Here is a 24,777-nt window from a genome sequence, read left to right as displayed (position 1 = left end):
TTTCTAATTATTTAAAAATTGTTTTTTTTGTTTTTTCGTATTCTTCTAAATATACTACACTTTCCATGCCAATGTTAACTTGTTCTGAAACCATCAACAAAGCTTTTTGTGTAGCGGCAAAGGCTTCTTCTGGAGTATCGTACGTTCCTAAATCTTCTTTTTTAGGTTCGGATGGATAAAAATAGAAGGTTGCCAATCCAAAAAGCACTACAAAACTTGCAGCAATACCTATCCATTTTACAGTATTTTGTTTTCTAGGTTGTAATGGAAGTTTTTGCTCGAATTGCGTTCCTTTTTGTGTTTCAAAGTAACCAAATAGCGATTGATATTTAGCCAAATGTGGCACCACATCGTTGGAAGAAAAATAGGCCTTTAATTGTTTTTCTTCTACTATTGTAGTTTCTCCTTGAAAGTATTTTTCCAATAATTGTTCAACTAACTTGAGTTCCATAATTATGTGTTTTTTCTATTTGTTCTCTTAAGGTTTTTCGTGCTCTTGATAAAGCTACTCGAACCGCTGTTTCATTCATTTCTAATACTTGAGCAATTTCCGAAAATTCGTATTCTTCAATTTCTCTAAGTTGTAATATCAATCTTTGTTGTTCGGGTAAATCATTCATTAACTTTTCGGCCCATTGCAACGTATTTTGATGCTCTATTTGTGTTTCAACACTCGCTTGCTTGTCTTGATAATTATTATGCACAATTTGCAAATTCGTTGCTCTTTTGCTTTTCAGTTGATCCAAACAATAATTCTTGGTCATCGTCATCGCTAAAGCTTCTACACTATTGTACTGTTCTAAAGCACTATTTTTATTCCACAATCTTACCAACACTTCCTGAGTCGCATCTTCTGCTTCTTCGGTACTAACGAGCATTCGTTTCGCTAAACGAAATAACTTATCCTTAAAAGGAGTAATTATTTGTACAAACTCGTTTTGGTTCATATTAATGGGTTGGTTTATAATGAAGACGAATGTAATTTAATTTTGTTACAAATAAAAAAAAAGGTTTTGGTAAAAAACTACCAAAACCTTTTAAAATCAAATAATTAAACTTTAGTTAAAACATGAAATTCAAACCTAATTTATAATTTCTTCCTCTTGTATTGTATCCAATTAATTCTTGGAAATCTTCATTAAGTATATTAGTTACAGTTCCAAAAATATGTAAACGATTTGGCAATAATTCATATGAAATATTCGAATTAACCAACTGATAAGCGGCTAAATTAACAGCTTGCGTTGCCCAAATATTGGAATCGTAATAGGCATCGCTTCTTTTATCTACATATTGATAATTGATTCCGAATGTTCCTCTTTTGAATTTGTAATTCAAATCCACATTTCCTTTGTGTTTTGGAATCAATCGATTCAATTGTTGTTCCACTTCTGTAAAAGTATAATTTCCACCAACATTGAACTTTTCTGACAATGCATAACGTGCACTTACTTCAATACCTTTAGCATTAAATGTTCCATCTACATTAATATAATATGACTCAAAAGTGGCTGAATTATAATAAAATCCGAAAGTATCTTCTTCTTCACGATAGAAACCAACTGCATTAATTGTTAATTTTTTATCCAATAATTGCGATTCTAAACCAAGTTCTGCAGTAGCATTTTCTTCAGGAGTTAAGTCTAAATTCCCATAAGGTCCGTATAATTGGTATAAACTTGGTGTAATGAAAGCTGTACTATAAGATGCTAAAACTTTCAATGGTAAATTCTCAAAAGAGTAGCTTGGATTGAAATTATAAACTAGTTGATTACCATACTCACTATGTGTATTAAAACGAGCTCCTGCGTTGATATTCAAACCAAATTCAGAATTAAAAACAACTGTTGCATAAGGATCAAACAAGTTAAACTTCGCTCCTTCTCTTGCAACATCAGTGTAAGCATCTTTTTGTGTCATATCAAAATATTGGTATTGCGCACCTAAAACCAAATATACTTGTTTGCTGAAATTGTATTTATTGAAAGCATCAATCGAAGCACTTCTTCCTGAATAATTATAAGCATCTACAGTTCCTGACCAAGAATTTGAAAGATTTAGAATTCTATCAATTGTAGAAGCACCAGCATTAATTGCAAATTCACCTTTGTTGTATTTGTATTTTGGTAAAAATCCAATTCTAAATTGTTCTGACATACTATTGTTATTTAAATCGTCAGAATTGGCAATAATACCATCAAAAGAATTATCGAAAGTATTTTTAATTCTATCGTAATTTCCAAAAAACTCAAAACTTAATTTATCATTTGCTTTGAATCCTATTTTTTGCAATACATTAACTCTTGAAAAAGTATCTTCTTCAAAATTTTCTCCTGCCGCTTCAGACATTCCTTTAGTTTCAGTACTATTTAAAGAAGTCGCATAACTCACTTTTTTTACAGTTCCGTTTACAAAAATTCCTTGATTAAAATCTTGTGGGCTAGTTTTTGAAGTTTCTGAGGTATTTTGCGTTCCCATATTGATGTAAGCATTACCCGAAATTTCTTTTTTAGCTGATTTTTTCAACGTGATATTAATAACTCCAGTGGCAGCTCCTGTTCCATATAAAGTACTAGAAGCACCTTTCATTACTTCAATTCTTTCAATTTGCTCTACCGGAATTAAACGTAAATCGTATTCTAAATTAATACCCGAAGCATCAGTTACCGGAACACCATCAATATAAATGGCAACTTGACGATTACGACCACCGCGAATGTAATAACCTAAGTTTTTACCTCCAAACGATTGGTTACCGTTGATTTCAACACCAGCAACCTGACTTAAAACATTGGCCAAATTTTGTCCTTTTTTAGCTTCTAAGTCTTGTGCTGTGATTACTTCAATAATTTTTCCTGACTTCTCTTTACTTTGTGAAAACTTAGTGTCGGAAACGACTACTTCTTTAAGATTGGTTACTTTTAACGTATCTGATTCTTGAGCATACGCAAAAGCAGTTGCAAGTGAAAATACACTTAAACAAATAAACTTTTTGTTCATTTTTAGGGTTAATAAAAATTTTAATAAATTAGGGAGAAAAGCACAGAATTTACCCATACTCAAACTTTTTTTCCCGAAAGTTTGTTACTCAATGAATGTGGCAGGTCTCCTGGCTTGCGTCTTGTTGTTGGCCTTCTCGTTTCGAACTTACGAAACAATGGCATTGAAGATAACAACAAGCTTTATAGCTTACAGTTGCGGGTACAGCTTAGGTATTTCACCTAATTCCCTTTTAATGTTGTTTTGAAAAATTCAGAAACAACAACCAAAATTCGGGTGCAAAGGTATTATAATTTTATAAGAATACAAGTATTATAAAATAGCTTTCAAAACTACTTCTTCTTATTCATCTTACGCCACAGTAAAATAAAGCCAATTACAAAGTGTGCTAATACAATTGTAGCAACTGCATAAATAAATGCGTTAGAATCTGTTCTCATGTTTTTTTTGGCAAATTTAAGGTTTTGTTGATTCCTTTTTGCATCAATTGTTACATAGTACTGCTTTTTGAATGTAAAATACTACTTTTGCAAAAAAAACATTTTCATGCGCCATTATTTCTTTTTAGTAATTCTTTTTCTAGGTTTCATTCAATGTAAAGAATCTGAAAACACTGACTATCTAAAAAATTCTGCCAATAATAGCATTATCTATGCGGAAGGATTTTCAATTCAAAAATATGATGGTTTTTCTGTTATGAAAGTTTCAAATGCCTATCCAGAATCTAAAGAAAACTACACTTATGTGTTACGCAAAAAAGGGGCTCAAATTCCAGATAGCTTACAACAATTTACTGCAATTGAAATACCAATTAAAAAGATAATAGTAACTTCTACAACTCATATTCCAGCATTAGAATCTTTAGGTGTAGAAAAAACTTTAATAGGATTTCCAACCACAAATTATATTTCATCTGAAAAAACGAGAACTTTAATTGATGCAGGAAAAATTAGAGATTTAGGAAGCAATCAAGGTTTAAACACAGAAGTGATTTTAGACATCCAACCAGATGTTATAGTAGGCTTTAGTGTGGATGGCGACTTAAAAACATACAAAAATTTAGAAAAAAACGGTCAGAAAATCATTTTTAATGGCGATTGGACCGAAAAAACACCTCTTGGAAAAGCTGAATGGATTAAATTCTTTGGTGCTTTGTATAATTTAGATGAAAAAGCAAATGAGATTTTCAATTCGATTGAAAAAGAATACAAATTAGCCGCTACATTGGCTAAAAATGCTAAAACACAACCCTCTATTTTTGCTGGTGCTATTTACGAAGATCAGTGGTTTTTACCACAAGGTGATAGTTGGGCTGCATATTTCCTAAAAGAAGCCAATGGCAATTATTTATGGAAAGATTCAAAAGGTACTGGAAGTTTGTCCTTATCTTTTGAAAGTGTTTTAGACAAAGCTAGTGATGCTGATTTTTGGATAGGTCCTGGTCAATTTACATCTATACAAGAAATTTTGGATAACAACCCAAATTACATTCATTTCAAAGCGGTAAAAAACAAAAATGTGTATTCGTTTAGCACTAAAAAAGGAAAAACCGGCGGTGTTATTTATTATGAATTGGCTCAAAACCGACCTGATTTAGTTTTAAAAGATATTGTAAAAATTTTACATCCTGAAGTTTTACCTGATTACGAATTGTACTTTTTTGAAAAGTTGAAATAAAAACAGAAATTGAAACACATAGTCACATAGCTAAACTTTATATAAATTTCAGGCGTTTCACTTAACATAGCTATCATAAGCTATATGCGAATGAAATGGTTTCAACAAAACTTTACTTTACTTTTTTCTATGTGTCTGTGTGTTTAAAAAAACCAAAAAACGTAATTTAGCCAAAATTTCAATCATGCAGTTTACCAAAAAACAGAACTTTATTTTCTTGCTTTTGCTTTTAGCATTAGTCTTTCTGTTTTTAGTTAACATCAGTCTTGGCTCTGTTGCAATTCCTATTAAAGAAGTTGTAAAAGGGATTTTTTTACAAGAAATGAGCAAGGAGAGCTGGGAAATAATCTTGTGGAATTTTCGTTTTCCAAAAGCTTTTACAGCTATTTTAGTTGGTGTTGGACTTTCCATGAGTGGATTGCTAATGCAAACCTTATTTAGGAATCCTTTAGCAGGTCCTTATGTTTTAGGATTGAGTTCGGGTGCTAGTTTAGGAGTTGCTTTCGTGATTTTAGGCTCAGGTGTTTTACCAATTTTCATTTCAACATTCTTTTTATCAAGCTATGGATTAGTTTTAGCTTCAAGTTTAGGTAGCTTTTTGGTTTTAATGGCAGTATTAATTGTTTCTCAAAAACTAAAAGATACCATGGCAATCTTAATCGTTGGATTGATGTTTGGTAGTTTCACAAGTGCAATTGTTTCCGTTTTATCCTATTTTACAACAGCTGAAAAATTACAAAAATTTACTTTTTGGTCTATGGGAAGTATTTCAAATCTCTCATGGAATGAAATTTCACTTTTAACAGTCTTCGTTGCTATAGGAATCGGAATAAGCTTCTTGGTTATCAAACCATTAAATGCCTTATTATTAGGCGAAAAATATGCGCAAAGCATTGGAATTAACTATAAAAAAACACGTTTTATAATTATTTTAGCTACCAGTATTTTAGCCGGAAGTATAACTGCATTTGCTGGTCCAATTGCTTTTATTGGGTTAGCCGTTCCTCACATGACAAAGTTGGTTTTTCAAACTAGTAATCATTTCATTTTGTTTTGGGGAACACTTTTAATTGGGGCAATTGTTATGCTTTTATGCGATACCATTGCTCAGGTTCCAAGTAATGATATTACGTTACCTATAAATGCAATTACATCAGTAATAGGCGCTCCAATAGTAATTTGGTTATTAGTTAGAAAGAAAAGAGTTTAATCATGAGTAAGCAAGAAAACATCATACAAACTAAAAATCTTTCGATTGGCTATACAACCAAAAGCGAAACCATTACTATTTCAGAAAACATAAATTTAAGTTTAGAAAAAGGGAAATTAATTGCTTTAATTGGTGAAAACGGAATAGGAAAATCTACTTTATTAAAAACACTTACTGGATTAATTCCACCACTAAAAGGTGAAGTTACATTACTCAATAAATCGATTCAAAATTTCAAACCGCTTGATTTAGCACAAGAATTAAGCATTGTTTTAACCGAAAAATTACCTCCAAGTAATTTAACTGTTTACGAAATCATTGCATTAGGAAGACAACCATACACCAATTGGTTAGGAACATTATCAAATGAAGATAAAATTAAAATTGATGAAGCTATAGCTTTAACTGAAATTCAACATTTGATTCATAAAAAACATGATGAAATTAGCGATGGTCAGTTGCAAATTGCTTTGATTGCTCGTGCTTTAGCACAAGACACTTCGATTATTATTTTAGACGAACCAACTACACATTTAGATTTGGTTCATAAAGCTACATTGTTGAAATTATTGCTAAAATTAACTCATGAAACGGGTAAAACTATTCTTTATTCTACTCATGATATTGATTTAGCAATTCAAATGACAGACAAAATGATCGTTTTTACTCCTACTCAAATTGTTATTGACCAACCGTGTAATTTAATTCAAACAGGAATTTTTAATACGTTATTTGATACAGAACATTTATTGTTTGATGCAACAATAGGTAAATTTAAAATCAAATAATTTTAGTCCAATTTTACATTTTGTTTAACGGTATTCATTAACAAATTTCATAATTTTACTAAAAAAGTAAATTATGAAGTATTTATACATCACTTTAATATTAGCTAGTTTGAATAGTTTTGGACAATTAGTAAAAGTAGATTACGCAGATGGTAATCAAAAGTTAGAAGGCTTTTTTGCAAAAGCACAAAAATCAAATCCAAAGAAAATTGGTGTAATTGTTTTACCTGCTTGGATGGGCGTTGATGCTCATGCAAAAGAATCGGCAGAAGCATTATCAAAATTAGGCTATCATGCTTTTGTTGCCGATATTTATGGTGTTGGCAACAATCCAAAAAACACAGGAGAGGCTGGTAAAAATGCGGGATTCTATAAAAACAATCCAGCAGAATATCAAAAGCGTATTCAATTGGCCATTGACCAACTTGTAAAAGCGGGTGCTGATAAAAATCAAATTGCAGTTATTGGTTATTGTTTTGGTGGAACTGGTGCTATTGAAGCAGCTAGAGGAAATTTAAATGTAAAAGGAATTGTTTCTTTTCATGGCGGATTAGGAAAAGCTGCAAATAGTCCAACAAATGAAATTAAAGCAAAAGTTTTGGTTTTACATGGAGCCGATGATCCTTTTGTACCTGTAAAAGAAATTGAAGCTTTTCAGAATGAAATGCGTGAATCTAAAGCGGATTGGCAAATGGTGTATTATGCAAATTCCGTTCATGCTTTTACACACAAAGATGCCGGAAGCGATAATAGTAAAGGTGCAGCTTACAACGAATTAGCAGACAAAAGAAGTTGGGAAGCAATGAAAACTTTTTTTGAGGAGATTTTTAAATAATCATTGTATTTATTCAAAAATAGAAAACAGTTATTTCAATGGAAATAGCTGTTTTTTTTATACATCAAAACTACTTACTTCTAAAACTTCGCCTGCTTTTAAATCATTCAAATGAATGTTTCCTACACGTACACGAACCAATCGTAAAGTAGGAAAACCAACAGCTGATGTCATTTTTCGCACTTGACGAAATTTTCCTTCGGTTAAGGTGATCGAAACCCAAGATGTTGGACCATGACGTTCGTCTCTAATTTTTTTTCCGCGTTCGCCTAAATTTGGTTCAGATTCTAATTTAAACGCTTTACACTTTTTGGTTTTGTATTTTTTGCCGTGCAAGCCGATTTCGACACCGTTTCTTAATTGTTCAACAGCTTCTTCAGTAACCAATCCATCGACTTGAGCGTAATATTCTTTTTCTACTTTTTTACTTCGGACAATTTCGCTCATCATGCCATCTGTCGTCAATAAAAGTAATCCTTCAGAATCTTCATCTAAACGACCAATAGCCATGGTGTTTTCGGGAAAATCGTATAATTCGCCCAACAACTTTTTCTTGCGTTTTAATTGGTAAATAAACTGCGATAAATATCCGTAAGGCTTGTGAATAAGAAAGTGATGATGCATGAAGGAATCCCGTTTTGGTGTGGCGAAGATACTAAAAACTTGTTGGAGTGATACAAAAAATAAGGAGGCCTTGTTTAAGACCTCACTGTGTCGATTTTGATTTATTACGTTTTTCTGATCTGCTATAACTTGAGAGGAATAAACGACTGAATCTCTTTTTAGATATGTAACTAACGATATATTCAATAACTAATCAAAATCACATAATAAAAGTATAAAATATTTCAACACAAATTAATGATTTTTAATCGTTTAACATATAATTATCATTAGAATTCGATGAACGAATTATTACATCGACAAACTTACTTTTAATAAAATTTCAAAGAGTTTTAAGTACTAATATAGCTCCAAATTTTATTTTTTGCTACATTTACATTATAAAATAAAATCAACAACCATGTCACAAACCCTTTTAGTACTTGCCGCATTTATTATTGCCTTAGGAATTGGAATTTTCATTGGAAAAATAATATTCGCATCCCAATCACAATCCGAAAAATCAGGTTTAGAAGAACGAATTAACGGACTTTTAAATCAAATGGAACAATTAAAAATCCAATTTCAAACCGAGCGAAATCAGTTTGAAAAAGCCCTTGCTCAACTTTCATCCGAAAAAGAAAATCTTCAAAAAGAAAAGGAATCTTTAGCGATTCATTTGGCTAAAAAAGAAAATGATTTCGATAATTTATTGGAACGAAATAAAGAACAAAAGCAAGAAGTAGAACAACTTCAAGAGAAATTCACCAAAGAATTTGAAAACTTAGCCAACAAAATTCTGGAAGAGAAAACCGTAAAATTCACCGAACAAAACAAGGAGAATTTGAAAAATATTTTGTCGCCTTTGCAAGACAAAATCCAACTTTTTGAAAAGAAAGTCGAAGATACTCACAAAGAAAGTATCGATTATCATGCCGCTTTACGACAACAAATTTTGGGACTTCGCGAAATGAACGAACAAATGAGCAAGGAAACCATCAATTTAACAAAAGCGTTAAAAGGTGATAGCAAAATGCAAGGAAATTGGGGCGAATTAGTGTTAGAACGCGTGTTAGAAAAATCAGGATTAGAGAAAGATAGAGAGTATTTTGTGCAACAAAGTCACGTTACAGAAGATGGTAATCGTGTATTTCCAGACGTTATCATCAATCTTCCTGATGGCAAGAAAATGATTATCGATTCGAAAGTAACGTTAACCGCTTACGAACGTTATATCAACGAAGAAGATTCGGAAGTAAAAAATCAGTATTTAAAAGAACATATTATTTCGATTAATCGTCATGTGGAACAATTGGGTAGCAAAAATTACCACGATTTGTATCACATGGAAAGTCCAGATTTTGTGTTGTTGTTCATTCCAATTGAATCGGCTTTTGCAGTAGCTTTGAATGAAGATACAAGTTTATATAACAAAGCTTTCGAGAAAAATATTGTGATTGTAACACCTTCTACTCTTTTGGCAACTTTACGTACGATTGACAGCATGTGGACGAATCAAAAACAACAAGAAAATGCAATTGAAATTGCGCGTCAAGCTGGTGCTTTGTATGATAAGTTTGAAGGTTTTGTTTCCGATTTGATAAAAATTGGTAAAAAAATGGACGAAGCTAAAATCGAATACGGCAACGCTATGAACAAGCTGGTTGACGGAAAAGGAAACCTTATTACAAGTGTTGAGAAATTGAAAAAAATGGGTGCTAAAGCCAAAAAAGCACTTCCGGAAGCTGTTTTAAAAAGAGCAAATGAAACCGATGAAATTTCATTACTTTCTGAAAACGATAACGAATAAAAAAGAAAATTATGGTACGAAAAATAATTCTTTACATAGCTTTATCCCTTACTTTAATTACTGTGGGATATTTTAGTTTTATTTATTATGTACCTTATAGCGAAGGTGTACGTTCGGGCGAATTAATTAAAATTAGTCATAAAGGATTAATAATAAAAACGTGGGAAGGCGAACTGAGTCAAGGAATTTCTGGAGCTCAAATTTTTGCTTTTTCAGTGATGGAAGATGAAGTAGTAGTGATTGAAAATCTAAAAAAATGGCAAGGAAAAAAGGTAACATTAGAATACGAAGAACGTTATAAAACATTCTTTTGGTGGGGCGATACGCGCTATTTTGTAACCAAAGTTTCACTCGAAAAATAATTAAATTATGGAAACAGCCAACACTGTTGAAGCTTCAAAAATTACTCTTTCAGAATTAATGCTTCCATCCCACTCTAACTTTAGTGGAAAAATTCACGGTGGGTATTTATTAAAACTAATGGACCAAATTGCGTTTGCTTGTGCTTCGAAATATTCGGGATGCTATTGTGTTACGGCTTCGGTGGATACGGTTGATTTTTTGAATCCGGTTGATGTAGGCGAATTGGTTACTTTAAAAGCCTCAGTAAATTATGTGGGTAATACTTCGATGATTGTAGGGATTCGAGTTACTTCAGAAGACATTCGAACTGGAATCGTTAAACATTGTAATTCCAGCTATTTTACAATGGTTGCAAAAGACGATCAAGGAAATAATGTAAAAGTACCTCGTTTAATTTTATCAAACATGAATGAAGTTAGGCGCTTTTACGATGGAATTAACCGCATCAATAATAAAAAGAAACATAAAGAATTAGAACATAATTTTGATTATAAATCAAAAGAAGCATTGAAAAATTTGGAAAATTTTAATGTGGTACTTTCAGAAAAACTATTATAATTTAATTAAAAAATCAACAGTGTTTTGAAAAAAAAGTTATATTTGTTTTAAACAAAACAAACAAAATATAACTAAATGATAAAAAAATACTCTATTTACCTTATTATTATCAGCATCTCTCTTCTTATTTATGCGTGTACAGACGAAAATGATGAAGAATACACTCCCGTTTCACCGGTTACTGTTGATTTAACCCAAGTTCCTTATACTAACCTATCGCAATATCATTTTTTTGAAGGAGAAATGAAAAATCAAATTCCTTCATTAAATGTTATTCCTTATGAGCCTATTTCTTCTCTTTTTACCGATTATGCCCATAAAAAAAGATTTGTATGGATGCCAAACGGAACAAAAGCTACCTTTAATGGTGATGATGAAATTTTAGATTTACCTGTGGGTTCGGCTATAATAAAAACTTTTTATTATGATAATGTACAACCATCCAATACAACAAAAATAATCGAAACTCGAGTTATGATTCGAAAATCTGACGGTTGGATTTTTGCTGATTATGTATGGAACGATAGTCAAACTGAAGCAGTTCTTGACATGAATGGAAGTACAAAAAATATCGCATTTAAAGATGACAATAATGTTACTAGAAATGTAGATTACAGAATTCCTAACGAAGTACAATGTATCGTTTGTCATAAAACTAAAAACTATGAAAACGGAAATTATGTACAAAAAAACATTCCTATTGGTATAAAGCCACAAAATCTGAATAAAAATTTCAATTATGGTAGCGAAACCAAAAACCAACTAACCAAGTGGATAGAATTAGGTAAACTGACTAATAATTTTTCGTTGCCAACAGAGGCAAATACTATTGTAAACTATAACGATAATACCCAACCGCTGGAAAAAAGAGTTCGTTCTTATTTTGATATTAATTGTGCTCATTGTCATAAAGAACACGGACATTGTGATTATAGACCCATGCGTTTTGCCTTTTCTGAAACCAATAATAACCGTACAAATATGGGAGTTTGTGTTGACACTCAAGATATGCAAAATTTTGAACCCGCACTTTCAAAGATTGTAACTCCTGGTAATATCTATCGTTCAATGTTATATTATAGACTAAATACGATGGATGAAACTTATAGAATGCCTTTACATGGAAGAACTTTAATTCATGATGAAGGGGTACAACTAGTGGAAGAATGGATTAATTCCTTAACACCTTGTAACTAATACGAACTACTAATTTAAACAATACGATTATGAAAAAAATTACTCAATACACCTTGTTTTTGCTATTTTTTTCAGTTATAACGCTAGCGCAAGATACCTGTAGTGGTGCTTCACCTATAACTACTCCTGGAATTTATGCTGTTGGAATTATAAATGGAACCGCACCTACCACTTTTTGTGCTCCTAATGGCGCTATCCCATCAGCAAATATACCTGCCGGAGAATGGTTTTCTTATACCCCTACTCAAAATTTCTCCATCACTATAACATCTGATATTGCTGCAAATACACCAAGAAAAGACACAAGAGTTCATATTTACACTGGTAATTGCTCATCGCTAACCTGTGTTGCTGGTGATGACGATTCAGGTTCTGGATATTCTTCTGTTGTAAATTTAAATGTTACAGCAGGTACAACTTATTATATCGTTTGGGACAACAGATGGTTAAATACAACCAACAACACAGGGTTTAGTTTTCAACTTTCTGAAAGTACAATTATTATTCCAACTACTCCTATAACTTATACAACACAAACTGTTTCTACAATTAACAGCCAATACAACATTTGTGTAGTGGATATGAATGGAGATTATAAAGATGATATTGTAGGAATTAGTGCATCAAACATGAGAGTTCATTACCAAACCAATACACCCGGCACCTATACCATTACAGATTATCCATTATCTGGGACAGTTTTATTACCGAACTGGAGTATGGCAGCAGGAGATTACAACAAAGACGGATTTAACGATATTGTCTTAGGTAACGGAAGTGGAGCAACCATTCTAACTTCAAATAGTACTGGAACCGCTTATACAGTAAATACTCCCGGACAATATATTTTCTCACAAAGAACTAACTTTTCTGATTTAAATAATGATGGAAATTTAGATATTTTCGTTTGTCACGACATTGCTCCTAGTTGTTATTATCTAAATAATGGAAGTGGTGGATTAACATTCTATCAATCAACCGTAACTCCAGGAGCAATGAATATAGCTACCTCAACAGGAAATTATGCCACACTATTCACAGATTTTGATAACGATGGCGATACCGATGTTTTTGTTTCAAAATGTTCAGGACCTCCATGTGAATTATATCGTAATGATGGAAATGGTGTATATACTAATATCTCAGCAATTGCAGGTATAAACATCACGCCTATTCAAACTTGGTCATCTGCTATAGCCGATTTTGATAATGATGGTGATATGGATATTATAATTACAGCAAGTTCAGGAACACACAAATTTTTCAGAAATAATTTAGACACTTCTAACAATACCGAAGAAGCCTATTCAAATATTACCGTTGGTTCTGGTTGGGATACTAATACTTCAACAAATACAGACAATATAGCTTATGATTTTGATAACGATGGTAAAGTAGATGTTTTAGGAGGAGGAAATAAAATTATGTTCAATCAAGGAAATAATGTTTTTGCTCCCGTTACTTATACTGGATTAACAGTTTCAGGAGTGGGTGATTTAAACAATGATGGTTTTTTAGATTTTCAAAGCGGTACAACAATAAGATATGCGGTTCCAAATGGAAACAATTGGATTAAATTTAATTTGCAAGGAATTCAAAGTAACCGAAATGGTATTGGGGCTAGAGTTGAAATCTATGGTTCATTTGGCAAACAAATTAGAGATATAAGAAGTGGTGAAGGATTTAGACATATGAGTACCTTAAATGCCCATTTCGGGTTAGGAACAGCTACTTCTATTAATCAAGTAGTAGTAATTTGGCCTTCAGGAGTTGTAGATGTTATTAACAATCCTAATATAAATCAAGCATTAACAGTTATTGAAGGTTCTAGCCCATTAAGTGTTGCTGATAATAGTTCAAACACTATTATGTTATATCCAAATCCTGCAAGTGATATGATAACACTTTCAAATACCGAAATGTTCGAAATTAAAAATATAACTATTATATCCACATTAGGAAAAACAGTAAAAGAAGTACAACTTTCTAATTCTAGTTTTTCAATTTCAGAATTAGCGCAAGGCGTTTATATTTTGTCAGTTGAAACCACTGATGGAAAAAAATATTTGAAAAATTTCATTAAAAAATAATTTTCCTAAATATAAAAAAAGCTGATTCAGAATATTGAATCAGCTTTTTTTATGAAGACAAATTTAGGTTTAAAAAACTCTTACCAAATTAAATCCGAAACCAAATTCTCCTTTTGTCCAATCACCAACAGTTTGTCCTAAATATCCTGTTTCATGCATAGCGGTAGCGTTTGTAAAATGCATTTGAAAAACGTGACCACCTGTTTCTAAATCAAAACCTATTGATAAGGGATTTTTATAAATCGATTCACTTGCTCTATTTAAATGTGCAGCATAATCAATATTAAACGACCAACGTTTAGTTAGTTTATAACGTCCACCTAATCCAATAGCGTATTGTGTATTGTCTTGTGGATGTGGAGAAATCACCATATTATTTTCATCTAAAATATCACGTAAAGTATTTTCATGGAAAATAGTTGGAGCCAATTCTAAAGACAATTTTTCTGAAAATTTTCTAGAAATTAAGAGTTGAGTCACATAACTCAATCGATTTTCAAACTTCAATTTCGGATAATCTTTTTCTTTTAGCTCAGTATTAATAGCAATACTATTGAATCCGACAATCGTTACTGGAAAATCATTTTCACCTTGAGAAAACAATCGATACTTCCCTGCTACATCATAGGTTTCTTGAAAACCACTTCTCGACACATGAACAGTTAACCAATCGTTTACTCCATATAAAAATTTTAATTGAGTATTGGCATTATCCAAACCAAAAAAATCGTCAAAACCATTTTTTACAAATCCAAATCTGTGCGCTACAATGAAGTAAAAATCGCCTTTGGAAGCTAATTTTGTAGACTCTAAATTAACAATCTTTAAGGATTTAAAAGCTGATTCAGCTATCTGATTTTGAGGAACTGAGTCGATTTCGTTCAACAGATCATCTTGCGCGAAGCAAAAAATGGGAAACAAAAAAAGTAAAAATATTTTTTTCATGAGTTCGTTTGTTTATCAAATTATTTTAAAGTTGTTTTTTAAGAGATTTAAAGAAACCATGCCTTGTACTAGTTTAAGTTAAGTTGGGGCAAAAAGGAAACGACAAAACATGGTTTTAAAATCTTATTCTACTATCAATATCTTGGAAAATGAATTTTCGTTAGTTTCTACTTTAACTATATACGAGCCACTTGAATAATTAGATGCATTAAAAGTGAAATTTTTATCATTTGTTGAAAATTCATTTATAATCCTTCCCCACTGGTCATATATTTTTATGTTAAATTTTTCAAAACCATCAGGAAAACTTAGGTTTACACTACTTTTTGCAGGATTTGGATACATTTTAAATTGAGACAATGCAAAGTCATCTGAATTTAAGGTGAAATTCACTGCTGTGGCGCCTCTATTAGCTCCTCCATGATATGTTAATGAGTAATTATTTGCAGATGCTCTTGCCCAAATAATACTCAATGCCGAAGGTGAACTCGAAAATACATAATCATTAGGATCACCTGTATTCAATGCTCTTGTAGCTGTTATTATTCGTACATTACCACTGACAGTATTGGAAATAATTGTCCAATTTTGTGTTGCATCTACAGTTGGAGCAGCAAAACCTGGTAAGACTCTGTCGAAAGAAGTTAAAGTTGAGTTTGTGTGACAAAGAACGACATCTGTTCCTGCTGTCATGGAAGTTGCTCCAAAACCTACAGAAAACCATCGATCTGCTGGACCTGTTAGAATCATATTCACTTCACTTCCAATATCCAATCGTAATGTCATAGCAAGCCCACTTGTATTAGTAAGTTGGATGGTTCCAGTTGAATAAGTTTGGCCAAAAGTGTTAAAGGAAATGAACATTAAATAAATAAAATAAGTAATTTTCTTCATAGTAGTTTATTTTAGTATTTGTATTAATTCTTCATTATTGAATTGTTTTGCATAATCAAGAGCAGTTAAATTTCTTGCGTCTTTTAGATTTTTATCCGCTTTATATTTGATAAGCATTGACATTATCTCTTTATTTTTAAATAGGGTAGCATAAATAAGTGCTGTGGATTGATTTGCGTCTTTCAAATTGGGATTAGCACCCTTTTCTAATAAAAACAGCACAATATCATCACTCCCTTTTACCACTGCTGCCATTAAAGCTGTTCCCATATCTATTTTAGAATCTATATCTGCACCTTGATATACCAATTCTCTTACAACATCAATATTATTGTAATAACAAGCTAAAATCAATGGTGTGCTTCCATTTTCATTTACGGAATTCAAGGTATTAGGGTTTGCTTTTAAATAACTTTTTAGTTCTTCGACATTTCCTTTTCTCGCAATTTGAAAAATATCTGTTTGAGAAAAGCTAAAAAAAGAGCACGAAAAGAAAATAAGATTTAATATAAGTTTCATAATGATTTAATTTAACACTGTAGCTTGATCGATTTTTAACTCTTGAAATAATTCATCAAAACCAACAAATCTTCCTTTAAATTTTAGAAAATCTCCAATTTTAAGTTGATTAGAGATTAAAATTGAAAACTCAATTACAATTTTTTCATCAACTACAATCATTCTGTTGTTTAAATCCAAACTTGTAATTTTTCCGTAACTAATAATAGTTCTGTCTGCATATTTTTGATTTGCTATCTCAATATTACTATCAAATTCTTTGATAAGTTGTTCAGCTTTCAATTCATAATCTGGCTTTTCAGAACTGATATTTCGATGCTCTTTGTAAGCGTAAATAAAAATTGTAGTAGCAACTAATAGCATCAAAAAAACAATTGATATCAATATCCTAAAATATTTTTTACTCATCATAATACCTTTTAAAATGAAAAATTATAACAAAAAATTACTTCTATTACCACTTATCTTAGGAACCTTACTAGGTTGCACAGAAGACAGTTTATCTGATTTAGGCGAAATTCAAACCATTGAAAACGTGAGTTACACAAGAGATGTTAAACCTATCATGGAAAACAATTGTGTAAGTTGTCACGGAAATCCAACAAACTTTGGAGCACCCAACTCTTTAACAACATACGAAAATGTTAAAGCTTCGGTTTTAAATAATTTAATTGATCGTATCTCCAGAACCGAAGGAACTTCAGGAGCAATGCCATTAGGAGGTCCTAGATTAACACAAAATGAAATTAACACAATTACAGCGTGGCAAAACGCTAATTTCCCTCAATAAAAACTAAAAACTATGAAAACGAAAATTTTAATGTTACTATTAATAATCAATAATCTGAGTTTCGGACAAGATAAACTGATTACAAAAACTGGAACGATTAATTTTGAAGCTTCTGTTCCATCATTTGAAGAAATCAAAGCCAAAAGCAACAGTGTGTCATGCATTTTAAATACAAAGACAGGTGAAATTGCGTCATTAGTACTCATGAAGAGCTTTAAGTTTAAAATTGCTTTAATGGAAGAACATTTTAATGAAAATTATGTAGAAAGTGATAAATTCCCTAAAGCTACTTTTAAAGGCAAAATAGAAAATTTTGATTATACTAAAATAACGACAACATCTACAAGTTTCACTCTAAAAGGAAAATTAGAATTACATGGAAAATCTAAAGATATTACGTCTGTAATTAAAATAAAAAAAGGAAAAGATGGAATAGAGATGGTAACTAATTTTTCAGTTAATACAGATGATTTCGATATTGAGATTCCGAGTGTCGTAAGTAAAAAAGTCTCTAAGAAAGTAAATATTGCACTTGAATTTGTATTGAAATAGTAATTTGTTATATTTACAACATTATACAAACAATCTATTCAAATGAAAAAACTAATAAAAATTGCATTAACTGCCTTATTATTTGTGGGAATTACAGCTACTGCGCAAACTCAATTAAAAAAAGGTTCTGTAACGTATAGCATGACAATGCCTGGAGCAACCGAAGAAATGGCAGCTATGGGAGAAAGTACGATAACCGTTCACTTTGACGAAAAGACTCAAGCTACCGATATGAGTATGATGGGCGGCATGATGTTAATGAAAACTATTGTTCCTACTGGAAACAAAAAAGAGTCTAAAATGACAATGGAAGTAATGGGAATGAAATACGAAATTACAGATATTGGAGAAGAAGCAAACAAAGCTACTAATAGTGTAGGAAATTTAGAAAATGCAACCGAAATTGTGTATGATAAAAAAGATACTAAAGAAATTTTAGGATTCAAATGTTATAAAGCAACAATTAGTATGAATGATGGTTCTAAAAGCATTTTCTACGTTACAGATGCTATTGCGCCTCAAGCAGTTGAAGCAGATGCTAAAGTTAAACTTACAGGTTACCCTCTTGAAATGACTGTACAAACAGAACAAGGCGATATGGTAATGAAAGCTACAAAATTTTCTAAAGACGTAGCCGCTGAAGCTTTCAAAGTTGGCGAAGGTTATACCAAAGTAACAATGGAAGAATTCCAAAAACAAATGGGTGGTATGTAATTGAACCTTAATAAAAATAAAAAGTCCTGAGCAATCAGGACTTTTTTTATTGTACCAACTAATAAACTAATACTTTGTAAGAAAAATTCAATATATTTGAATAACTAAAAAGCGAAACAAAACTTCGTCAATCTACCCAAAATTAGATGTATATGCGAAGTTTTATAACGCATATTTACAAGTTGGCGGTAATTATGAAATAAAAAAAAATGATTCAAATACAAGATAAGCATCCTGCAGATATAGCCGAGCAACTAGCGATTTTAGACAAAAAAGAACGCGATATTTCTTTCTTGTTGTTAGGAGACAAAAAAACAGAAGTCTTCAGTTATTTTGACGACCAAACCAAAGAGGAAATCATTAAGAGCCTAGGCGACAATGACCTTACCATCCTTATCAATAATATGAGTCCGGACGACCGGACCGGTTTATTTGAAAATTTTCCTGACGAACTCATAAAATATTTGGTAAACCTATTAAACGATACTGAAAAAAATATTGCTTTGAACCTCATTGGTTATGAAAAGGACAGTATCGCACGTTTAATGACCCCTCACTACATACAAGCCCAACCAAACTGGACGGTTAGAAAAGTGCTTGACCAAATAAAGAAGTTTGGAAAAAAAGCAGAGACCCTCAATTTTATTTACGCCATTGATGCAAAAGGTCATTTAATTGACGATTTACGCATTGGAGAATTACTTATGGCAGACGCTGATACCAAAATAGCCGATTTGATGGACGAAGAATTTATAGCCATAAAAACCACAATCAATATAGAAGATGCCTTCAATACATTTGATAAATATGACCGTTCTGCTTTACCCATTATCACAGAAAACAACACCTTGGTAGGCATCGTAACCTTTGACGATATCCTTGACAAAATGAAAGAAAGGGATACCGAGGACATCCAAAAATTTGGTGGTGTGGAAGGTTTGGACTTATCCTATACTAAAACCCCTTTGCTCGAATTGGTAAGAAAAAGAGCGGGATGGCTCATTATCCTTTTTGTGGGCGAAATGCTTACCGCATCGGCTATGGGTTATTTTGATGGGGAAATACAGAAAGCGGTTGTTTTAGCGCTATTTGTCCCCTTGATAATTTCTAGTGGTGGAAATTCAGGTTCACAGGCGGCTTCGTTAATCATTAGAGCTATGGCTTTGCGGGAACTAACGCTAAAAGACTGGTGGTATGTAATGAAAAAGGAGATTTTTTCAGGATTGCTTTTGGGGTCTATATTGGGAATAATCGGGTTCATGAGAATAACGATATGGCAACAAGTTGGCATTTATGATTATGGCATTTATTGGTTCTGGGTGGCAATGACAGTATCAATTTCCTTGCTATTCATTGTTTTGTGGGGAACGCTTTCTGGCTCATTGATTCCATTTTTATTACGAAAAGTTGGGCTTGACCCTGCCACAGCTTCTGCTCCTTTTGTAGCGACATTGGTGGATGTAACAGGACTGATTATTTACTTTTCAATTGCAGCACTGTTTCTTTCTGGAAAATTGCTCTAAAAATAACTACCGCCAACATTGTATAAGCGTAATGCGGGTTAAAGTACTAAATTTAAACGAATTGAATATTAACAAACATTAGGTTAAATCGAAAGTGAAGTGCTTCTAATCCCGCACTACGCTTATACTTGACCGTTGTATACAATATATTTTCCGAACTTACGCTGAACGCTTCTCTCCTATTTTTTCTGAATAATTATTACCGAAAATCTAGCGTGAAAATTTAAAACCGAAACGAACTTTGTCGATAAACTTTGTGTTGAAATTACGTTTTCGGGAAAATTCGCTATGAAACTAAAACCTGAAACTAAACGTTGCGTGAAAATATGTTTTGCGTGACAATCCGAACTTTGCGTTGATTTTTATTTTTAAGTTCCGAAAATATTATACTGTATACAACAGCGGTTTAAAAATATGGCTAGTTTTCGGAATTTTCTGAAATGGCGCAGTTGTTTAATTTAAAGTTTTGGTTATATTTGTGAAGGCTTGGTGTTGCATTTTAGCCACATTTTTAAGCCGCGAAACGTTATGTGTAATTTTAGCCGCAAACGCAGTTAAAACAAAAAGGCTCCGAATTCCGGAACCTTCTTTTTATCATTTCATTTTTCTAAAAAACTTGTACAACAAATCGATTTTATTTGAACAAAGAATTGGCATTGCTTCAAAAAGATTTTCCTCATCCCATTCCCACCATTTCATTTCCTGCAACTTTTGGATGTCATCATCGCTAAATCTCTTTTTTATTAATTTGGCTGGATTTCCCCCTACAATTGAATAAGGTTCAACATCTTTTGTAACCAAAGCACGACTGCCAATAACAGCTCCATCTCCTATCTGAACTCCTGGCATTATCATAGCTTCACTACCAATCCAAACATCATTCCCAACAACTGTATCTCCTGCTTTTTGAAATCCATCTTGGCTTTTACTGAAAACATCAAATTCAGACATATAAAAAAATGGAAAACTGGAAATCCAATCATATTTATGACCTTGATTACCTGCCATTATGAAACTTGCACCACTCCCTATTGAGCAGTAAGAACCGATAATTAGTTTATCGACATCATTCCTGTCCGGAAACAGATAACGAGCACAATCATCAAATGAATGACCGTGATAATAACCGGAATAATAAGAATATTTACCCGAAATTATATTGGGATTAGTTATGTGGTCTTTGATTATTTTTCCTTTAAAAGGACTTTCGAAGAAATTTTTCATTATTTAACATATTTAATTTACAATAAGACAATAAGGAGACAAAGAATAGTACTAAACTATTCTCTTCCTATACGTTGCGTAAAGTAAATATGCTAATCTGATAATTTCATCTGACAAATATACAAAAAAACTACACATAACATCGCATTGGCAAAATGGCGGGTTAAGTGCAAAACTGAACTTTCGTGCTTTTTTATCCGCCGAATGTGTTCCACATTCAGCTTTTTTTTAATAAATTAGCTTCTTTGGAAACACATCGGCTACGTTATTGCTAAATTGAACTTTCGGCTCAATTTATCCGCCACTTCGCCAATGCGTTTCCCGTTAGCGGTAAGCGTAGAGAACCGACACAAACAAGAGACAATAAAATTAAATTTGACTAAAATGAAGAGACCAATTTTAATAACTTTGACACTTGCGACAACCTTTTTTCTTGGTTTCGCATTTAAATCAGTAACAACAATAAATAAAGACAACAAAATGAAAAGAGTAACAGGAATTGGGGGCGTATTTTTCAAATGCAAAGACCCAAAAGCGACAACAGAATGGTATCAAAAACACCTTGGACTTGATACAAACCCATATGGTGCAACATTTGAGTGGTATGAAAAAGCAGACAGCACAACAAAAGCTCAAACGCAATGGACACCATTTGCACAAGACTCAAAATACTTTGACAAGGATTTTATGATAAATTACCGAGTAGAAAACTTGGAAGCACTTGTTGAAGAATTGAAAAAAGAAGGCGTAACCATTGTGGATAAAATGGAAACATATGATTATGGAAAATTTATCCATATTCTTGACGGAGAAGGAAACAAAATTCAACTTTGGGAAGCAATAGACTAATCTTGACAACAGACAAAAACTGAAATTGAATAAACTAGAAGAACGCCTAACCGCTAACATCGGTTTGGCAATATGGCGGCTGAAGTGCTTCTGTGATACATTAGTGCAAGGTTCAACAGCAGTAATCCTATTGAACTTTTGTGCTAAAAATCCGCCACATCGCCAAGCCGAGAACCGTTAGCGGTCAGTTTTGTCGTTCGTAAATATTCCCAACTACGGAGTAATGATTAGCTACATTGAAAAGTAGATTTTGCCAAACAGTTTCATTCTTTAATCTTAAAACAAAACCGCATTCAAACCATTCTACAATTCCTATTGTTCCGTTTGGTAATTCCAAAACATCTCCTTCATAAATATCAATATCGTTTTTTGCTGTTAATCCGGTAAACTGCATCAAAACACATTTGAATATATTTCGAGGTATTAAATTTCCTTTATCGTCATAATCTTTTGCGTATCCAGTATGTAATTCCAAATTGTTATAAACTTGTAAATTTGTTGGGTATTTCATATCTGAACCATTCCAAATTCTAAATTTTATTTTTCTCATTTTGTCTAAAATTAAACCGAACCGCTAACAAAGGTTTTGTGTCAGCGTTAGGCTTGGTGAATAATTCTTTTGTATTTGTATCGGCTTGGTTCATCGTCCGAAATTCTGCCGAATTTCTAACGCCGAACACAAAGCCTTCGACCGTTAGTAGCCATTATTTCAAAACTATGACCTTAACACAACAAATTCAAGCAATTAATAATTTAGTAGAGAAACAATATTTATCTGGAAACTATGGTGAGCTTGCTGCGCTTTCAAAACTATTTAAGAATAAATTTTTAGAAGATTTAGAAACAATTTTAAATATTAATAGCCGAAATGAACCATATTATAAGGAGAGATTTGAGGTTAGTTGTGGCTGGATTGATAAAATTCCACTTGCTAAATTTACTAGCACTATAAATGATATAAATGGAAATCGAATAACTGGAAAAATGGAATTAGGAGATTTACTTTTAATTTATACTCATAACAACAAATTCTCCACTGATAAAGGAATTCAAAATAATGCAATACAAAATAGAGCTGCAATAGTTCAAGCAAAAATTGCTGACAAGGCTTTTCCATTAGTTCCTATAGGCCAAATTTATTCAAGCAAAGTCAATTCAACTAGTAAGGAACTAGCATTATTGAGCAAATGGCCTGAATTTGATTTATATCAAACATCCAAATCAACAAATCCATTATTGACAAATGTCAATTTAGATAGAACAAAGCCAAATGCCAAATTTGCTGGTTTCTACCAAAAAAAATGGTATGTAGGAGAGCCCTCTCATACTGCTGTATGCAATGATTCATTAGGAGATTTGATTATGGGCATGATTTCAGGTAGAGATGGTCAAGATTTTGATACAAGTAAAACAGGAGACTGGAATTCACTTATAAAAAAAATGGTAGAAATTTGCGGTAAATATCAATTACCAAACTTCATATTTGGCTCTAGTAGTGGTTCACGCTTAAAGAATATTACTAGGACTCCGTTGATTTTATTCTTCTTTTTTGGATGGGACATATTTACACCTAGACGATTTCCAATTTTAGTAATCAATAAAATTTCTGAAGAAGGAAAATTATAACGGCTACTAACAGCGGTTTTGTGAAAGCGGGGTTTTAGGATTTATCGGTAAAGGTCAGTGTTTGCACTTCTCTGCAATCTTTCAACTTTTTTCTTTCAGGCTTTTCGGTATATTTGTAAACATAAGTAACAAAAATCCCCGCCTTCACAAAGCCGGCGGGACGTTAGCTGCAACCCTATGAAAACACACTATTACAAAAGGCATTTTGACGAAATCCGATTTGAAAATTCCGAGAAATGGGGAACTTGCGATTATTACTTTGAAATTGATCAGAACGGAGAAATACTTAGACAAATAGAAGTTTATAAAAATGGAAAAAAACTAAAGTATAGCAAACAATTCTTAGAAGACGAATTCGGATTTCTTGCTGACCAACCAATTGAGGTTTCTGAATTCAAAAATTTTGAGATAAATAAAAGCGATTTTGAATATCAATGGCAAAAGTGAACTATTTAACTGGTGATGCAACAAATCCCAAAACTGACGGAAATAAAATCATTGTTCACATTTGCAATGACATTGGCGGTTGGGGAAAAGGATTTGTAATGGCAATTTCTAAACGTTGGGCAGAACCAGAACTAAAATATAGAGAATGGTTTAAGACTAAAGAAAATTTCAAACTTGGTCAAGTTCAGTTTGTACAAGTCGAAGATAAGCTTTGGATTGCAAATTTAATCGGACAGCATAAAATCAACAAAGATGAAAAGGGAAACGCACCAATTCGTTATGATGCAGTTTTAACCGGACTTGAATTCATTGGAAAATTTGCTTCAGACAAAAATGCTTCCGTGCACATGCCAAGAATCGGTTGTGGACTTGCTGGTGGAACTTGGGACAAAATAGAACCATTAATTGAAAAATCATTGACAGAGAAAGAAATTGAAACATATGTTTATGACTTTATCTGAACTAAGGGCAGCAGCTAACAGCGCAGTTAAGCAAGAGCTGGTTTTTCGTGGCCGGACGTTTTTTCTTCACGAAGAAAGTCTTATCTTGGCAGAGAGTACTCA

27 protein-coding genes and 1 riboswitch are annotated in these 24,777 nt (G+C 32.4%); of the genes, 17 read left to right on the top strand and 10 right to left on the bottom strand.

Features of this window, described 5'->3' with window-relative positions; translation table 11 throughout:
- Nucleotides 1-7: 7 nt before the first annotated feature.
- The 3 genes from LOS89_RS04420 to LOS89_RS04410 all read right to left on the bottom strand — a co-directional run bounded on the left by LOS89_RS04420 (nt 8) and on the right by LOS89_RS04410 (nt 3,000).
- Nucleotides 8-451, bottom strand: a complete 444-nt coding sequence (locus tag LOS89_RS04420; RefSeq protein ID WP_231836638.1) for a PG0215 family putative anti-sigma factor — start codon at nt 449-451, stop codon at nt 8-10.
- A complete protein-coding gene (locus LOS89_RS04415; protein WP_026724733.1) occupies nt 432-947 on the bottom strand; it encodes a GFO_1088 family ECF-type sigma factor in 516 nt (171 codons plus the stop codon). Before LOS89_RS04415 ends, LOS89_RS04420 begins: the two co-directional genes overlap by 20 nt.
- A gap of 115 nt (nt 948-1,062) precedes the next feature.
- Nucleotides 1,063-3,000: a TonB-dependent receptor plug domain-containing protein gene (locus LOS89_RS04410; protein WP_231836637.1), complete on the bottom strand. Its 1,938-nt coding sequence runs from the start codon at nt 2,998-3,000 to the stop codon at nt 1,063-1,065.
- A gap of 82 nt (nt 3,001-3,082) precedes the next feature.
- Nucleotides 3,083-3,285, bottom strand: a riboswitch (cobalamin riboswitch).
- 261 nt (nt 3,286-3,546) lie between these two features.
- Here LOS89_RS04410 and LOS89_RS04405 point away from each other — a divergent pair.
- The 4 genes from LOS89_RS04405 (at nt 3,547) to LOS89_RS04390 (ending at nt 7,510) form a co-directional block, all read left to right on the top strand.
- The gene (locus LOS89_RS04405) at nt 3,547-4,677 is read left to right on the top strand and encodes an ABC transporter substrate-binding protein (protein WP_231836636.1); all 1,131 of its coding nucleotides are present in this window, start codon (nt 3,547-3,549) and stop codon (nt 4,675-4,677) included.
- Nucleotides 4,678-4,861: 184 nt separating this feature from the next.
- Nucleotides 4,862-5,887 carry a FecCD family ABC transporter permease gene (locus tag LOS89_RS04400; protein WP_231836635.1) on the top strand — a complete coding sequence of 342 codons (1,026 nt, stop codon included), beginning with the start codon at nt 4,862-4,864 and terminating at the stop codon, nt 5,885-5,887.
- 2 nt (nt 5,888-5,889) lie between these two features.
- Nucleotides 5,890-6,675, top strand: a complete 786-nt coding sequence (locus LOS89_RS04395) for an ABC transporter ATP-binding protein (RefSeq protein ID WP_231836634.1) — start codon at nt 5,890-5,892, stop codon at nt 6,673-6,675.
- A gap of 73 nt (nt 6,676-6,748) precedes the next feature.
- Entirely contained in the window at nt 6,749-7,510 is a 762-nt protein-coding gene (locus LOS89_RS04390) for a dienelactone hydrolase family protein (protein ID WP_231836633.1), read from the top strand.
- 57 nt (nt 7,511-7,567) lie between these two features.
- On the opposite strand, the gene LOS89_RS04385 is transcribed toward LOS89_RS04390, so the two are convergent.
- Nucleotides 7,568-8,134 (bottom strand): pseudouridine synthase, encoded by a 567-nt coding sequence (locus tag LOS89_RS04385; RefSeq protein ID WP_231836632.1) that lies wholly within the window; start codon nt 8,132-8,134, stop codon nt 7,568-7,570.
- A gap of 400 nt (nt 8,135-8,534) precedes the next feature.
- On the opposite strand from LOS89_RS04385, the gene LOS89_RS04380 reads away from it, so the two are divergent.
- From LOS89_RS04380 to LOS89_RS04360, 5 genes are all read left to right on the top strand, one after another.
- A complete protein-coding gene (locus tag LOS89_RS04380; RefSeq protein ID WP_231836631.1) occupies nt 8,535-9,923 on the top strand; it encodes a DNA recombination protein RmuC in 1,389 nt (462 codons plus the stop codon).
- Between the two features lie 11 nt (nt 9,924-9,934).
- On the top strand, nt 9,935-10,285 hold the full coding sequence (locus LOS89_RS04375) for a 6-phosphogluconate dehydrogenase (RefSeq protein WP_231836630.1): 351 nt from the start codon (nt 9,935-9,937) through the stop codon (nt 10,283-10,285).
- A 7-nt stretch (nt 10,286-10,292) separates the two neighbouring features.
- Nucleotides 10,293-10,844 carry an acyl-CoA thioesterase gene (locus LOS89_RS04370; RefSeq protein ID WP_231836629.1) on the top strand — a complete coding sequence of 184 codons (552 nt, stop codon included), beginning with the start codon at nt 10,293-10,295 and terminating at the stop codon, nt 10,842-10,844.
- 75 nt (nt 10,845-10,919) lie between these two features.
- Entirely contained in the window at nt 10,920-12,041 is a 1,122-nt protein-coding gene (locus tag LOS89_RS04365) for a hypothetical protein (protein WP_231836628.1), read from the top strand.
- A gap of 29 nt (nt 12,042-12,070) precedes the next feature.
- Entirely contained in the window at nt 12,071-14,131 is a 2,061-nt protein-coding gene (locus tag LOS89_RS04360) for an FG-GAP-like repeat-containing protein (RefSeq protein WP_231836627.1), read from the top strand.
- A 69-nt stretch (nt 14,132-14,200) separates the two neighbouring features.
- Here the strand turns inward: LOS89_RS04360 and LOS89_RS04355 are convergent, their stop codons facing one another.
- The 4 genes from LOS89_RS04355 to LOS89_RS04340 all read right to left on the bottom strand — a co-directional run bounded on the left by LOS89_RS04355 (nt 14,201) and on the right by LOS89_RS04340 (nt 16,897).
- Nucleotides 14,201-15,016, bottom strand: a complete 816-nt coding sequence (locus LOS89_RS04355) for a DUF5777 family beta-barrel protein (RefSeq protein WP_309508564.1) — start codon at nt 15,014-15,016, stop codon at nt 14,201-14,203.
- A 183-nt stretch (nt 15,017-15,199) separates the two neighbouring features.
- On the bottom strand, nt 15,200-15,970 hold the full coding sequence (locus tag LOS89_RS04350) for a T9SS type A sorting domain-containing protein (protein WP_231836625.1): 771 nt from the start codon (nt 15,968-15,970) through the stop codon (nt 15,200-15,202).
- Nucleotides 15,971-15,976: 6 nt separating this feature from the next.
- The gene (locus LOS89_RS04345; protein WP_231836623.1) at nt 15,977-16,489 is read right to left on the bottom strand and encodes an ankyrin repeat domain-containing protein; all 513 of its coding nucleotides are present in this window, start codon (nt 16,487-16,489) and stop codon (nt 15,977-15,979) included.
- A gap of 6 nt (nt 16,490-16,495) precedes the next feature.
- The gene (locus tag LOS89_RS04340) at nt 16,496-16,897 is read right to left on the bottom strand and encodes an OB-fold protein (RefSeq protein WP_231836622.1); all 402 of its coding nucleotides are present in this window, start codon (nt 16,895-16,897) and stop codon (nt 16,496-16,498) included.
- A gap of 16 nt (nt 16,898-16,913) precedes the next feature.
- Here LOS89_RS04340 and LOS89_RS04335 point away from each other — a divergent pair, with 16 nt between their 5' ends.
- The 4 genes from LOS89_RS04335 (at nt 16,914) to mgtE (ending at nt 20,068) form a co-directional block, all read left to right on the top strand.
- Nucleotides 16,914-17,279: a c-type cytochrome gene (locus LOS89_RS04335; RefSeq protein WP_231836621.1), complete on the top strand. Its 366-nt coding sequence runs from the start codon at nt 16,914-16,916 to the stop codon at nt 17,277-17,279.
- A 12-nt stretch (nt 17,280-17,291) separates the two neighbouring features.
- Nucleotides 17,292-17,831, top strand: coding sequence for a YceI family protein (locus tag LOS89_RS04330; protein ID WP_231836620.1), 540 nt, complete (start codon nt 17,292-17,294; stop codon nt 17,829-17,831).
- A 42-nt stretch (nt 17,832-17,873) separates the two neighbouring features.
- Nucleotides 17,874-18,545: a hypothetical protein gene (locus LOS89_RS04325; protein ID WP_231836619.1), complete on the top strand. Its 672-nt coding sequence runs from the start codon at nt 17,874-17,876 to the stop codon at nt 18,543-18,545.
- A 209-nt stretch (nt 18,546-18,754) separates the two neighbouring features.
- Nucleotides 18,755-20,068, top strand: a complete 1,314-nt coding sequence (gene mgtE / locus LOS89_RS04320) for a magnesium transporter (RefSeq protein WP_374107729.1) — start codon at nt 18,755-18,757, stop codon at nt 20,066-20,068.
- 594 nt (nt 20,069-20,662) lie between these two features.
- On the opposite strand, the gene catB is transcribed toward mgtE, so the two are convergent.
- Nucleotides 20,663-21,292 (bottom strand): type B chloramphenicol O-acetyltransferase, encoded by a 630-nt coding sequence (gene catB, locus LOS89_RS04315; RefSeq protein WP_035589996.1) that lies wholly within the window; start codon nt 21,290-21,292, stop codon nt 20,663-20,665.
- 480 nt (nt 21,293-21,772) lie between these two features.
- On the opposite strand from catB, the gene LOS89_RS04310 reads away from it, so the two are divergent.
- On the top strand, nt 21,773-22,141 hold the full coding sequence (locus tag LOS89_RS04310) for a VOC family protein (protein WP_231836618.1): 369 nt from the start codon (nt 21,773-21,775) through the stop codon (nt 22,139-22,141).
- A 184-nt stretch (nt 22,142-22,325) separates the two neighbouring features.
- On the opposite strand, the gene LOS89_RS04305 is transcribed toward LOS89_RS04310, so the two are convergent.
- The gene (locus LOS89_RS04305) at nt 22,326-22,691 is read right to left on the bottom strand and encodes a YopX family protein (RefSeq protein ID WP_231836617.1); all 366 of its coding nucleotides are present in this window, start codon (nt 22,689-22,691) and stop codon (nt 22,326-22,328) included.
- Between the two features lie 167 nt (nt 22,692-22,858).
- On the opposite strand from LOS89_RS04305, the gene LOS89_RS04300 reads away from it, so the two are divergent.
- The 3 genes from LOS89_RS04300 (at nt 22,859) to LOS89_RS04290 (ending at nt 24,675) form a co-directional block, all read left to right on the top strand.
- On the top strand, nt 22,859-23,767 hold the full coding sequence (locus LOS89_RS04300) for a hypothetical protein (protein WP_231836595.1): 909 nt from the start codon (nt 22,859-22,861) through the stop codon (nt 23,765-23,767).
- Between the two features lie 177 nt (nt 23,768-23,944).
- The gene (locus LOS89_RS04295) at nt 23,945-24,214 is read left to right on the top strand and encodes a hypothetical protein (RefSeq protein ID WP_091147368.1); all 270 of its coding nucleotides are present in this window, start codon (nt 23,945-23,947) and stop codon (nt 24,212-24,214) included.
- Nucleotides 24,202-24,675, top strand: coding sequence for a macro domain-containing protein (locus LOS89_RS04290; protein ID WP_091147364.1), 474 nt, complete (start codon nt 24,202-24,204; stop codon nt 24,673-24,675). Before LOS89_RS04295 ends, LOS89_RS04290 begins: the two co-directional genes overlap by 13 nt.
- The last annotated feature ends 102 nt before the right edge of the window (nt 24,676-24,777 follow it).

Origin of the sequence: Flavobacterium channae, assembly GCF_021172165.1 — a bacterium.
Classification (GTDB): Bacteria; Bacteroidota; Bacteroidia; order Flavobacteriales; family Flavobacteriaceae; genus Flavobacterium; species Flavobacterium channae.
The sequence above is the reverse complement of the archived record's forward strand: the minus strand, read 5'-3'. Positions and strand labels throughout refer to the sequence as shown.